At 37.5% G+C, this 13,806-nt stretch carries 12 protein-coding genes; 7 read left to right on the top strand and 5 right to left on the bottom strand.

Going from position 1 to position 13,806, the window contains the following annotated elements; all coding sequences use genetic code 11:
* Positions 1 to 2: 2 nt before the first annotated feature.
* The 3 genes from H4J65_RS00785 to glpK form a co-directional block, all read right to left on the bottom strand.
* Positions 3 to 1,523, bottom strand: a complete 1,521-nt coding sequence (locus H4J65_RS00785) for a tryptophan halogenase family protein (RefSeq protein ID WP_182189168.1) — start codon at positions 1,521 to 1,523, stop codon at positions 3 to 5.
* Between the two features lie 193 nt (positions 1,524 to 1,716).
* Positions 1,717 to 4,422: a TonB-dependent receptor gene (locus H4J65_RS00790; protein WP_182194262.1), complete on the bottom strand. Its 2,706-nt coding sequence runs from the start codon at positions 4,420 to 4,422 to the stop codon at positions 1,717 to 1,719.
* Positions 4,423 to 4,738: 316 nt separating this feature from the next.
* On the bottom strand, positions 4,739 to 6,217 hold the full coding sequence (glpK, locus tag H4J65_RS00795) for a glycerol kinase GlpK (protein ID WP_182194265.1): 1,479 nt from the start codon (positions 6,215 to 6,217) through the stop codon (positions 4,739 to 4,741).
* Between the two features lie 162 nt (positions 6,218 to 6,379).
* On the opposite strand from glpK, the gene H4J65_RS17930 reads away from it, so the two are divergent.
* Positions 6,380 to 6,793: a DeoR family transcriptional regulator gene (locus H4J65_RS17930; protein ID WP_404851930.1), complete on the top strand. Its 414-nt coding sequence runs from the start codon at positions 6,380 to 6,382 to the stop codon at positions 6,791 to 6,793.
* Here H4J65_RS17930 and H4J65_RS17935 read toward each other — a convergent pair.
* Complete coding sequence (locus tag H4J65_RS17935; RefSeq protein ID WP_259367458.1) at positions 6,740 to 6,934, bottom strand: hypothetical protein; 195 nt, start codon at positions 6,932 to 6,934, stop codon at positions 6,740 to 6,742. The genes H4J65_RS17930 and H4J65_RS17935 overlap by 54 nt on opposite strands.
* On the opposite strand from H4J65_RS17935, the gene H4J65_RS17940 reads away from it, so the two are divergent.
* Positions 6,848 to 7,021, top strand: coding sequence for a hypothetical protein (locus H4J65_RS17940; protein ID WP_310649893.1), 174 nt, complete (start codon positions 6,848 to 6,850; stop codon positions 7,019 to 7,021). The two genes, H4J65_RS17935 and H4J65_RS17940, sit on opposite strands and share 87 nt — an antisense overlap.
* Positions 7,022 to 7,636: 615 nt before the next feature.
* Here the strand turns inward: H4J65_RS17940 and H4J65_RS00805 are convergent.
* Positions 7,637 to 7,855, bottom strand: coding sequence for a hypothetical protein (locus tag H4J65_RS00805; RefSeq protein ID WP_182194269.1), 219 nt, complete (start codon positions 7,853 to 7,855; stop codon positions 7,637 to 7,639).
* 146 nt (positions 7,856 to 8,001) lie between these two features.
* Here H4J65_RS00805 and galE point away from each other — a divergent pair, with 146 nt between their 5' ends.
* From galE to H4J65_RS00830, 5 genes are read left to right on the top strand one after another with little or no spacing between them, the layout of a single operon-like run.
* Complete coding sequence (galE, locus tag H4J65_RS00810) at positions 8,002 to 9,015, top strand: UDP-glucose 4-epimerase GalE (protein ID WP_182194272.1); 1,014 nt, start codon at positions 8,002 to 8,004, stop codon at positions 9,013 to 9,015.
* A gap of 1 nt (position 9,016) precedes the next feature.
* Positions 9,017 to 10,072 (top strand): UDP-glucose--hexose-1-phosphate uridylyltransferase, encoded by a 1,056-nt coding sequence (locus H4J65_RS00815; protein WP_182189172.1) that lies wholly within the window; start codon positions 9,017 to 9,019, stop codon positions 10,070 to 10,072.
* Positions 10,062 to 11,210 (top strand): galactokinase, encoded by a 1,149-nt coding sequence (gene galK / locus H4J65_RS00820; RefSeq protein ID WP_182189173.1) that lies wholly within the window; start codon positions 10,062 to 10,064, stop codon positions 11,208 to 11,210. Before H4J65_RS00815 ends, galK begins: the two co-directional genes overlap by 11 nt.
* 55 nt (positions 11,211 to 11,265) lie before the next feature.
* Positions 11,266 to 12,243 carry a Gfo/Idh/MocA family oxidoreductase gene (locus H4J65_RS18155; RefSeq protein ID WP_310649894.1) on the top strand — a complete coding sequence of 326 codons (978 nt, stop codon included), beginning with the start codon at positions 11,266 to 11,268 and terminating at the stop codon, positions 12,241 to 12,243.
* 24 nt (positions 12,244 to 12,267) lie between these two features.
* Complete coding sequence (locus H4J65_RS00830) at positions 12,268 to 13,608, top strand: serine aminopeptidase domain-containing protein (protein ID WP_182194276.1); 1,341 nt, start codon at positions 12,268 to 12,270, stop codon at positions 13,606 to 13,608.
* Positions 13,609 to 13,806: the final 198 nt, after the last annotated feature.

The raw sequence follows: 13,806 nt of genomic DNA on the forward strand, positions 1-13,806 counted from the left end.
CTCTAAGTTGAAGTCGCTAGCCATTTTTCAATATAGTCTCGATGCGGTGGTAAATTCTGTAACATTTGCTGAGTTAATTGTTCGTTACGATTTATCACTTGCTCTGCTTCTTGCTGTTGATTATGTAAGTAACTTTGACGAGAGAAGTCAGGTTTAAATTCCATACCATAAAGCACATACTGATAACTTGCCGCTGGGAATAATTCCATTGCGCTAGTAAAGTCATCAGTTGTTGGGCCACGATACTGCCATAATGCAATATCTTCTTTTAAACTTTCAGTGAATGTTTTCGGATCGCAGTGTGCTTGCCAATAAGGTTCAGGCCGCTTGGTAAGCATGTAGTGAAACTTAAGAAAATCAACAATACGTTGCCAACGATACGACATTTGCGTGTTAAAACGCTTAGCGACCACTGGCATTAAACTCTCATCCGCCGGTAAATTTTCAGCAATATAGCGTGCAGATAATTCGACCAGCATAATAGCGGTAGCTTCAAGCGGCTCAACAAACCCTGCAGCCATACCTACGGCAACACAATTACCTTTCCACCACTGTTCACGATGACCCGATTCAAAACTAATTTTACGCGCTTCTAAACCTTTTGCTGCATCACCTAAATAATTACGTAAGTTTTGTTCGGCCTCTTCATCCGTTAAAAATTTACTCGAGTACACATGTCCGACGCCACGTCGATTAGTTAAGCCAATATCCCATATCCAACCAGCATTTTGCGCCGTTGCAATCGTATGACATGCAACGGGAGTATCCTCATTTTCGTAAGGAACTCGCATCGCTAACGCTGTGTCGTTAAACAATACATCATCAACTTTTTTGAACGGAACTTTTAACGTTTGACCTAATAACAACGAACGCGCACCTGAGCAGTCAATAAACAAATCAGCCGTCAACTTGCCATGCTTGTTTAATACTACAGCATCAATTTTTTCTCCGTTTTCACTAATGCATTCATCAACGGTATCAATAATATGCTCAACGTTGAGGTTATCAATACAGTGACTTTTCAATAACTCTGCAAGGGCGCCGGCATCAACATGGTAGCCGTAATTACATTGCCCTTGATATTCTGATTCTGCCAATGAGCGTGGTGCAAGACCCGCTTCACAAATATCGTATTGAAAATTAGCTTCACGAGCAAAGTTTTTAACGTTTGATACGTACGGCGATAAGTCAAGTCGGCCATAACCTAAAGGCAAAGTAAACGGATGGTAATAAAAGTCACCATTACCATGTACCCATTCAACAAACTTCCCCCCCTGCTTAAAAGAAGCATGACATTTTTTAAAGAGATCACTCTCTTTAATACCAATTTTATGTAGAGTATTTTTCATGGTAGGCCATGTACCCTCACCTACACCAATAGTTGGAATGTCTGACGATTCAACCAAGGTGATTTTAAGTTCGTTTTTATGTGCATGTTTATGATGTGCAGCAATGACAGACGCAGTTAACCAGCCTGCAGTACCACCACCAATAATAATAATATTTTTTATAGCGTTTGACATATTTGAGTATTCCTAACTAAAACCCGCTGATTTTTGTAATTATTTGCGGTAAGTTGATCGTATGAAAACTTAAAACTTGGTTAACATTTTACATTTTTTTAGTGAAAATATACCAACTATTTTCACTAAAAAAATGGCCTGCTTGCTAGCAAGTCAGGCCACGTTATACTTTTTTTAAATTAAATACTTATCATTAAAACTTAGCTCTTACACCTATAGCGTAACGAGAGCCGTTATCTTCAATGTTGTACGTTTGGTTAGCGTAACGACCTGTTTGTACTAGCTCTTCTTCAGTAATGTTAGTACCTTCAAAGAATACAGATACATTTTCTGAAACATCGATACTAGCACTAACATCTAGTTGCCCAAAAGTATCAGTATTAACAGGTTCGCCGTTAAATCCGTTATCAGCTAAACGTAAGAATCCTTCACGGTTATTATAAGCAATACGTGCTTGCCACATGTCAGCTTCATAGAAAAGAATAAGGTTTTGTGAATCACCCAAACCTTCTAATCCAAATGAAGTACCGTCTTCATCACTGTTAACAACTGTCGCGTTTGCTGTAAAACCAAAGCCATTTTCAAAGATATGTGTCAAGGCAACTTCGTAGCCTGTTACACGTTTTGTATCACCATTGTTAGGGCGAGCTACCGTATATTCTTCAAACAGACCATTCAACTCGCCTTCTAGTTGTGCCGTTTCTGCATCACAACCTACACAATTAAAATCAGGACCTGAACGATTAGTCATTTCATATGACTCTAAACCGGTAGAAACAGAAATGAAGTTTGCTACTTCTTTACTGAAAACAGCAAATGAAAATAAGCTTGCATCACTGTAATACCACTCATAAGAGATATCCCAGTTTTCTGAAGTAAACGGTTTAAGGTTTTGATTACCGCCAGAAGCCGTCAGTGTTTGACGTCGAGGTTCACCAAAAACAGTCGCTGGAGATAATTGAGATAATGTTGGACGCGTTAATGAGTCATATACGGCAAAACGAACTACCATATCTTCTTCAACTTCTAACTTCACGTTTAAACTAGGAAGTAAATTAGCATAACTACTTGATTTGCTGATATCTTTCGCCGGACCAAAGACATTAGAGAATAAGGTAGGATCAGTTGTTTCAACAACATCTGCAATATCACTTTGTACCGCTTTAGCTTCAACACTTGTGGTTGAATAACGCGCACCAAAATTAACCGTTACAGGCATGTCAGCTAACTCATAACCCAAGGTAAAGTCTACGTATAAGCTTGTAATATCTTCATTAATGGCATAACGGTTATTTTGTAATGTAGGCTCAATTGGAAAACCTTCAGAAGCTAAATAATCAACATATTTATCTCCGTCATAAGTATAAAAAGTATCGATTAACCCTGGAAAATAATTATTTGCTGTAAAAGATTGAAAATCGATAGCATCATTAGGAGCTGCAGTACCATACCCACAAAATCCACATTGACTCGCAAATATTTGAAAGCTTGATTTTTCACGCTCTTGACGATAAAGACCAAATTTTGCTCTTTCAAAAATATCGCCATCAGCTTCGTAAACAAAATCTACTTTAAATTCATTTACTTCATCTTTATCAGTAAATTGATTACCTTTTTCGTTATAATGTAGACGAGATAGCGAAGCATCAGGTAATGCGCCATTACCAAAACCTTCATGTAGCACTGTTGGAATAGCGCCTGTTCCATCAAATGCATAGTTGTTTACAATACCAACCACATTAAAACGATCTCGGCCAGCACGATCATTTTCAGCACTCGATGTTGAAACATCAAATGTAGCACCTAACTGATCAGAAATTTGCCACTCAACATTTAAGCCAAAACCATCAGTAGATACATCACGAGAATTACGTGTGTGTGAAACGAAATCAGTAGCACCGCCTACTTGGTCAAACGTTAAAAGTGTTCTAGTTTCAGAATCAATAGTTGCATTATTAACACGACCCGGTTCAAACCAAGACGCTAAATCAGTCGCAACAGAGTCAACTTCAAATTTTGAAACAAAGCCATCAAGTGTAATACTTACATCATCTGAAGGTGCATATTGAAATACTAAGCTAGCATTTGTACGTGTACGCTCTTGATTATCAACAATTTGATCCCAGTTACGAGGAATATATGCATTAGAAAATAATTCTTCACCACTAGTTGTCTGTATTGATCTGCCTGGCATCCAGCCAGCCGTTTCTATACGGTTAATTTGCACATCACGCTCTGAGTGACTTACGGCTAATAAAACACCCGCTGTATTATCTGCAAATGTATTACTAATTAATAGTGAGGCCGCTGGAGATGTCTCTTCAGAAAGACTTTCATACATGCCTTTTAATGAACCAACTAACTGAAAACCTTCGTAATCAAATGGTTTAGCGGTAGAAATATCAATAGTACCGCCGATACCACCTTCTTGCATATTCGCTACAGATGTTTTAAATACATCAGCACCGGTAATTTGATCAGCGGCTAAAATGTCGAAGTTAAACTCACGACCAGCACTATCAGTAGCTATTTGACGACCATTAACTAAAACCGTGTTAAATTGTGGGCCAAAACCACGAACCGTTACTGCTTGACCTTCACCACCGCTACGGTCAATTGAAACACCCGTAATACGTTGTAATGATTCAGCTACGTTAAGATCTGGGAACTTACCTAAATCTTCTGCAGCAATGCCATCTGAAACAGTATTTGATGCTTTCTTATCAAGCATTGACGCTTTCATACTACTGAGCATACCAGTGACGACAATGGTTTCAACTTCTTTTTCTTTGGCACTAGCTGTGTCAGCTGCATAGGCACTAGCATTAGTTAACGCACCTGCCACCGCAATAGCTATTGCAGTTCTTTTATTGAATTTTGACATGTTGTTTGTATACATTTTATTCCCCGTTATTTTAATTATAATGTTTTTTCTACATTTTGCTTTTATACTTTTAAAGCTACTTAAGCTTTTTAAACTACTTAACCTATAAAGCTTATTTATCATATAAATACATTAATTGAACAATAATATCAACTATTATTTGCATAGCCAACCAATGTATTTAAGGATTTTTAAATATGATTTATGCTAAAACAGCACAAGACATAGATGTTTATTTATTAAAATTTAACGACTATTGATTTCATCAATATTTAAGTTTATACCTAAATTCAAAAAATTTTAATAATAAAAATTTATAGCGTATCCACAATTAACTTTGTACTTTTTTTACTGCGTCTAACCACTTACCATACAATGCATTACGCTGCTGGTCATCAAGTTCTGGCGTAAAACGTTGATCACAGTGCCACATATTAGCCAACTGCTCAGTTGAGTTAAAAATACCAGCCTTCAGTCCTGCTAAATATGCAACCCCCAACGCCGTAGTTTCGATTATTTCAGGACGATCAACGGTTGCGCCAAGAATACTTGAAAGAAAACTTAACAACCAATTATTAGCAACCATTCCACCATCAACACGAATCAGTGTCGGTCTAAGACCATCTCTTTCCATTGCTTTTTGTAAATCTTTCGTTTGATAACAAACCGATTGTAAGCCCGCTGTAACAATCTCATTAATCCCTGAATCACGGGTTAAGCCAAGAATGGCCCCTCTCGCATTAGGATCCCAATAAGGAGCGCCTAACCCCGTAAATGCTGGCACTAAAAACACACCATGATCTAAGGGCATCTTTTCAGCAATTGACTCTGTTTCGCATGCACTATTAATTAACTTTAAACCATCACGTATCCATTGAATGGTGGCGCCAGCCATGAAAATACTCCCTTCAATGGCATAAGTGGTTTTCCCATTGAGTCGATACGCCACGGTAGTTAACAGTTTGTTCTTGGATTTTAAAGCTTTATCACCGGTATTTAACATTAAGAAACAACCTGTACCATAAGTACTTTTAGCCATTCCTTCCTCAAAACAAGCTTGACCAAACAAAGCAGCCTGTTGATCTCCAGCCATCCCTAAAATTGGAATTTCATCACCAAACAATGAACTATCCGTATAGCCAAAGTCATCTGATGAATCCATTACTTCAGGTAACATAGATAGTGGAATATTGAATAATTCGAGTAATTCTTTATCCCATTGTTGATCGTGAATATTAAAAATCATTGTTCTTGAAGCATTAGTGGCGTCTGTTCGGTGAACTGTGCCATTGGTAAGATGCCATAACAAAAAAGTATCGACAGTGCCAAAAGCAAGTTCTCCCCTTGCTGCCTTTTCTTTCGCACCGGTTACATTTTCGAGTATCCAACGAATTTTAGTCGCTGAAAAATATGGGTCTAACAATAAACCGGTTTTGTCATTAATAAGCGTTTCTATACTTGGAGACTGTATTGACTCGCAATACTCAGAAGTGCGACGATCCTGCCAAACAATTGCGTTATAGAGAGTTTCACCGGTATTACGGTCCCACACTAAAGTTGTTTCTCGTTGGTTAGTAACGCCTATAGCCGCTATCTCTTTCGCCTGTACATTATTTTCATCAAGTACTTTTTGACAAGTGTTGAGTACTGTTTTCCATATATCATTTGGATTATGTTCAACCCAACCATCTTGGGGGAAGTGTTGATCAAACTCTTCCTGCGCTACAGCATGAATTTTACCTTGCTCAGTAAAAAGTATGGCTCTTGAACTAGTTGTACCTTGATCTATAGATAATATGAATCTCGACATCGTCACTATTTATCTTACTTAATAAAAACATTCATTCGATAATGCACATTTATTTTAAAATTGGCAATCAATATTTTCACTTTCGAACATTACGTTGTAATGATATGTTTTGAAACACATCTAACATCTGGGATGATTTTATTATATTTCAACTTTTAAATAATAGCGGCAGCCTTTACGGGACTAAATCAACGCCAAACTGCACTAGCAGATCTGCTACATGAAAAAGGCTTTATAATTACCGATGAACGGGTAAATAATTTCGGTGTAACACCTCAAACTATTCGAAGAGATCTTAACTTACTCGATAGCTCAGGTATAATTATCCGTCATCATGGTAGAGTAGAAAGTTCTTCAAGCACTGAAAACACTTCATACCAGTCGCGTAAGATATTAAATTTAGCAGCGAAAGAGAGTCTCGCTGGTGAGTTAGTAAAAACGCTTCTTAATACGGCTGCTTTATTTATTAATATAGGTACCACAACAGAAACTATCACTCATGCTTTGTTTAATCATAAAGCCTTAAATATAGTCAAAAATAACATTCATGTCGCTACAATTTTGCTTGCTAAATAAGAGCTTAGCACTATTGTTGCTGCTAAAGACATTAGACGCAGAGATAGCAGCATTATTGGCGAAGTTACTGATGATTTCATGAATCAGTACCAAATGTATTTTGGTATTATTGGCATCAGTGGAATTAGTAATGATGGTCATTTATTTGATGTTTATCTTAGAGAAGTTTGTGTTGCTCAAGCTATAATAAATAACTCAACTAATGTTTTCTTGCCGCGGTTCAATTGAAACTTGCTCGAAACGCAATGATAAAACAGGATAATATTATGACTCAAATCCACCATTTATTTTCCGATACAAAACCGCCGATAAAAATAGAAAAGATACTTTCAAATAACAACATATCAATTCATATCGTTTAGTCTCTAAACTTAACCAGGAAAACTGACTAATAAAACCAACTAATTTTATTTATTTAATGTATATCATTGATTGATAACCTGCTAAATAACAATTAGCTAAGTCATTTTCTGCAGTAAAAAACGCCCGTATTCCTAGATAGTGAATATTAGCGACCCAAAATCGAACCTAAACGAACACCACAACGTAAATAACGAACATTTAATTTGTCCTACAAATAAATTTAACTAGGATAAAGGCGCGACGACTAAATCATGAAGTGTCGTTTGATTTTTTAATCGAAAAATAATGGGTTACCAACATAGAGGATCTAATTTTTCGATAAACTAAACGTGGTTTATATTTAACAAAGCAGCAAGTTAATGAAATAACAAACTAGCTTAACGCTGACCCAAAAATTATTGCAAAAAAAAGTCAGCATGATTCAAAGTAGCCTAATCATTTAACGTAAAATATCATTGATTCTAGTGAGTAGTGGCTTATTTAAGTCCCTACTTCAAAGCGAATACCGCATGGCATATTCATGCGATATTCGTTTGAGATAACTTCAATGATCGGTATACCAGGTTCAATAACACCACATATTTTTCCATTCGCTGGATATACTTGTCCCAGCAACAAATCCCTAACGATGGCTAAGTATAAAGGCAATAATAAAATTAACTGAAGTACTTTATGTAAGGAAAATGTTATATACATCAACTTTAACTACTCTTGTTTTTTTCTCACAAGCTTATCTACACACAGCATAACTCATCAACTGAACAACTGAGAATCCAACAAATAACAGTTGCTATTTGCACTATTATTATTTATCTTATAAATAAGATTTATAAGAAGCGTTGATAATGAATATATTAGTTACTGGTGGAATGGGTTACATAGGCAGTCATACCTGTTTAGCATTATATAAAGCAGGTTTCACCCCTATTATTTACGATAATTTGTCGAATTCAAGTATTAAAGTATTGGAGCAATTAAAAATTATTGCCAACCATACCTTTGAATTTGTAGAAGGTGATATTAATGATAGGGATAAGCTCGAAGCCACATTGAACGATTATAATATTAAAGCTGTTTTTCATTTCGCGTCTTTAAAAGCTGTTGGCGAGTCAACTGAGCAACCATTACGCTATTACGATAATAATGTATCAGGCACTGTTACTTTACTTACTGCTATGCAAAAGTCAGCAGTTAAGCAAATAATATTTAGTTCCTCGGCCACTGTCTATGGCGATCCTCAATATCTACCTATAGATGAAAAGCACCCAATAACTGCGACAAATCCCTATGGTTGGACAAAAGTTATGGTGGAGCAAATTCTAAATGATTGGTGCCTAGCTAATGAGCAGAACCTTGCCATTGCGCTTAGATATTTCAACCCTGCGGGAGCTCATCCTAGCGGTTTACTCGGCGAAAGCCCTACCGGTATTCCTAATAACTTAATGCCTTATATTTCGCAAACTGCTGTTGGCCAACGTGAATTTGTTAACATTTTTGGAAACGACTATGACACAGAAGATGGCACTGGCGTCCGAGATTACATTCATATTATGGATCTAGCTGAAGGACATGTTGCCGCATTTTCAACACACCAAAAAGATTCAGGATCACTTGTCTATAACTTAGGTACTGGTAAAGGCTACACGGTTTTAGAAATAATCACTGCTTTCTCATCATCAGCAAATGTTGAAATCAATTATAAGTTTGCGCCAAGACGTGCTGGTGATATCGCTAGTAATTTTGCTAACGCATCATTAGCACAAGAAAAACTAGGCTGGAAAGCCAAACTAAACATTAAAGCAATGACTGACGATACTTGGCGTTGGCAATCAAAATACCCTAACGGCTTGGAAGATTAATATGAAAAATTTAGAATGTACACATCGTCGCAAAAATCCATTAACCGGAGACTGGGTTTTAGTTTCGCCACACAGAAATAATCGTCCCTGGTTAGGCGCTACAGAAGCAGAAGCAGTTGATGAATTACCCAAATACGATGCAAGTTGCCCGCTATGTCCAGGTAATGACAGAGCCAACAATGCAGTAACCCCTAATTATCAAAATACCTATGCTTTTATTAATGACTTTGGTGCATTGACCGAAAAACAAGCTGAGTCCGTTGAAGAAAGTGATGGTCAACATCCCTTATTTCAGGCCAATGTTGCCAATGGTGAATGTAGAGTCGTGTGTTTCTCTCCCGATCATAACAAATCACTACCCGAATTAACGGTTGCTGAAATTGAAAAGGTTGTGAATACTTGGCAATCAAACTATGTTGAATTAGCAAAAACTTATGCTTGCGTTAATATATTTGAAAATAAAGGTGCCGTAATGGGTTGCTCTCAACCGCATCCACATGGACAAATATGGGCACATCAACATTTATCAACTGAAATAGCACAAGAAGATCAGCAACAACTAACTTATCAGCAAAACCATGGGAAAACGTTATTAGCTGACTATGTAGAACATGAAATTCTACAAAAGGATCGCATAGTAGTTGAAAATGAGCATTGGTTAGTGGTTGTGCCATTTTGGGCGGCTTGGCCTTTTGAAACCTTATTGGTTATTAAAGACGATATTCAACACTTTGGTCAATTAAATGAACAACATAAAAATAGCTTAGCTCAAGCATTGCAAGAATTGACCATACGTTACGACAATGTATTTAATTGCAGTTTCCCCTATTCTATGGGGTGGCACAATGCACCTGAAAACCTTAACGACAATAGCCACTGGCGCTTACACGCCCATTTTTATCCGCCACTATTACGTTCATCAACGGTTAAAAAACACATGGTTGGCTATGAAATGCTAGCAGAGAGTCAACGAGACTTAACGGCTGAAACCGCTGCTAAAATATTACGTTCAGCCAGTACCTCTCACTATAAAAAAGACCAAACTCATGCCAGTTGATTTATTTAATACTAAGTTTGAACAACTTTATAACAAGCCCGCAGAAGCATTAGCTACAGCACCGGGACGTGTCAATTTAATAGGTGAATTTACCGATTATAATAACGGTTTTGTTTTACCTTGTGCCTTGGAGTTCACGACGAGAATACTTTTTAGAAAACGCGATGATAATCAAGTTATTGTCCACTCGTTACATTACCCTGGGGAATGTGACAAATTTAGTATTGATGACGAAATCAGCCGTGGTGATTCTCAATGGGGTAACTATATTCGCGCCGTGGCGTATGTATTAAAACGTCAAGGCCATCTGTTATCTGGCGTTGATTTACTTATTGATAGTACGGTACCACAAGGCAGTGGCTTATCGTCTTCTGCCGCTTTAGAAGTTGCTGTCGGAGGTGTTTTCAATCATCTATGCCAACTGAATTTGTCAGGTGAAGAGATTGCACTATTAGGCCAAGAAGCTGAAAATGATTTTATGAATTGTCAGTGTGGCATTATGGATCAACTCGTATCTGCTAACGGACAAAAAGGCCAAGCATTACTCATTGACTGTCAAAGTTTAACAACTGAGTCAGTCGCAATTCCTGAAGATTTATCTATTGTCATTGTTAATTCAAATTATCCTAGAAAATTGGTTGATAGTGAATATAATCAACGTCGAATTGATTGCGAACAAGCCGCAAAAAAAATGTCTATTGCTACTTTACGTGATGCCGACATTAAAAAATTAAATGCTGCTCGTTCTGCAATGTCAGACAATGAGTATAAACGTGCTCATCATGTTATCACTGAAAATTCACGTGTAATTAAGGCAACCCAAGCTTTAAAAAACAATGATATGCCAAAGTTACGAGAGCTGATGACGGCTTCTCATCAATCTTTAAGAGATGATTTTGAAGTAACCGTACCTGAAACTGATGGTTTGGTGGACATATGTCAAGAAGCGTTGGGTGATAAAGGTGCTGTCCGTATGACAGGCGGTGGTTTTGGCGGAGCAATTGTCTGCTTATGTCGCCATTCAGATATTGATAAGATTAAAAGTGCCGTAGAAAAACACTATTTTTCTCGCTTTAATATTCAGGCGTCTATCTATGTTGGTAAAGCAGGTGACGGTTTACAAGTGACCGTATTATAAAGTAATTTATATCTTAAAATAAATTTAAAAAGTACCGGGGTGAAATATTAAACAGATTAATTTTGGGGTTATTGGTTGTGGGAGCATTGCTCAATTATTTGTTAAAGGTGTGCAAAGGTTAGAGCATTGCAGCCTGCTTGCTGGTGCGTCATGCACCGCAGGACGGGCGGAAGCATTCGCTAAAAAATTTGGCATTGAACGCGCTTATACTAACTATGAATCTTTAGCCTCTGATCCTGAAATTGATGCCGTTTACATCGCTACCACGCATAATTTTCACTTTGAAAACATTAAACTTTGTTTAGAAAAAGGTAAACATGTACTTTGTGAAAAACCTTTCACTGTCAACGCTCAACAAGCAAAAATACTGGTAGCTTTAGCTAAAAAGCAACAATGTTTCATGATGGAATGTGTCTGGACTCGATTTTTACCGGCCATTAAGCATTTAAACGTTTTGTTAGCGCAAGGCGTTATTGGCGATGTGCAAACAGTTAAAGCTAATTTCAGTATTTCTGGGGATTTTTCTCCTGAACATCGATTAAGAAACAAAGATCTTGCCGGTGGAGCTTTGCTCGATTTAGGTATTTACCCATTAACCTTAGCGGCCCTTGTTTTTAATGAACAGCCAACGAAAATAAAAAGCTCTGCAGTGCTAGGCGAAACAGAGGTTGATGAAAGCTCTTTTTATCTGCTTGAATATGCACAAGGACAGCGAGCAGTGCTGTCCTCCTCTTTTATAGATAATGCCCCGACCGAAGCGATTATATCAGGCAGTAAAGGTTATATCCGCTTGCCGAATTTTCTTGCCGCTCAAACATTACAACTGTATATAGGCAACGAAGCTGTTCAAACGTTAGAGTTTCCTTTTGATGAAGATGAAAGTTTTACCTTTGAAATAGCTGACGCCATGCAATGTATTCGCCAAGGTAAAAGCCAAAGTGATACTTTACCACTGGCTAAAACCTTAGCCATGATAACAACCATGGATACCATTCGTGCCCAATGGGGTCTTAAATACGCAAATGAGTCTTAGTAATAAATAAAATACGGAACTATTATGCGAGTTAAAAATAAAAAAACATTAATAATCAGTACGCTACTATGTTGTTATTTACAATTTTCACATACCGTACTTGCGAATACACCATCGAATACTCAGGTAACGCTAGTACCCGAGCAGCTATACTCACCCTTACCCTCAGATGTTGTTCCTGAACTGGCTTCACTCGGAAAATTTAAGGTCGGTGTTAAAACAATAGAGATCGTCAACCCTGACCAATTCGATGCTGCGACACAAACAACAAAAGATAGAAAATTAGTCGTTGAAGTTTGGTACCCAAGTAATGCGACTAGCACTAGTATTAAAACCAGCTATGAAAATGAAACGCGCACAGGCATTGAGTTTTCGCTACAAGCTAATGCCTATCGGGATGCTGTTGTATTATCGCCAAACGATGACGCTAAATTCCCCTTGGTTGTTATCTCTCACGGCTATACCGGTTATAGCACTATCATGTTTTATTTGGCAGAGCACTTAGCATCACATGGCTATATTGTTGCCGCTATTGATCATACAGACTCAACTAATGCTGACGTTGATTTTAACATTAATCCAGTATCAGGCTTTTTCAGTACCTTGTTAAATCGCTCTCGTGACCAACAATTTACCCTTAACTACCTAACAAAGATGACACACTTTGCTTCTGCCGCTATCGACAATAATAAGGCAGGTTTAGTGGGTTATTCAATGGGTGGTTTTGGTGCTATAAATACGATTGGCGCTTGTTATAACTTTACTCCAGCGACTACATCAGCATTCACAGGTTTAAAAAATCCCGAGCAAGTACAAAAAGTCATGTCATTATTGAATAGTTGTGCAGGTGGTCAATATAAAAATGCAAGCGTTGACCATAAATGGCAGGCTGTTGTTGCTATGGCTCCATGGGGCGGACAACATAATCTGTTTAAGCAAGAAGCGATGGCGAAAATGAATACTCCAATTTTATATGTTGGTGGATCATTAGATGATATTTCTGGTTATGACGGCATTAAATCACTTTATGAAAAAACAGGCAGTAAAGATAAATATTTACTAACCTATCAAAATGCACGACACAATATAGCGCCTCACCCTGCTCCATCAGTTTCTAAAATAAGTGAAATAGACATCGGCCATTACTATGAGGCCTCTTGGGATAGTTTGGTATTAAACAACACCAATAAGCATTTCACACTCGCTATGATGGACTGTCATTTAAAACAACAATTAGATAAGTGTGAATACCTTGATTTATCTAACAGTTCGAATCAAGTTGCTGTTGATGGTAAAACACCAAAACCATGGAAAGGATTTGATCACCGTTATTCTACCGGTATGAATTGGCAAATGTCTAAATAATTTTATTAGCTGTATCATCAACTTGATTAAAATCGCTTATCAAGCGCTTGGTAAATCGTCTTTTATCATTAACGAGTCGCCGCCTTTATTCGACCAGAAATACCCGTTAACGAGTTACAGACTCACCATTTTCAAGTGGTTTTATTCATAATTTCCGTCTCTGATTAAATAACAGCAATCATATTTCACGCACTTCGA

This window comes from Colwellia sp. MB02u-9 (assembly GCF_014077085.1).
In the GTDB taxonomy this organism is placed as follows: Bacteria; Pseudomonadota; Gammaproteobacteria; order Enterobacterales; family Alteromonadaceae; genus Cognaticolwellia.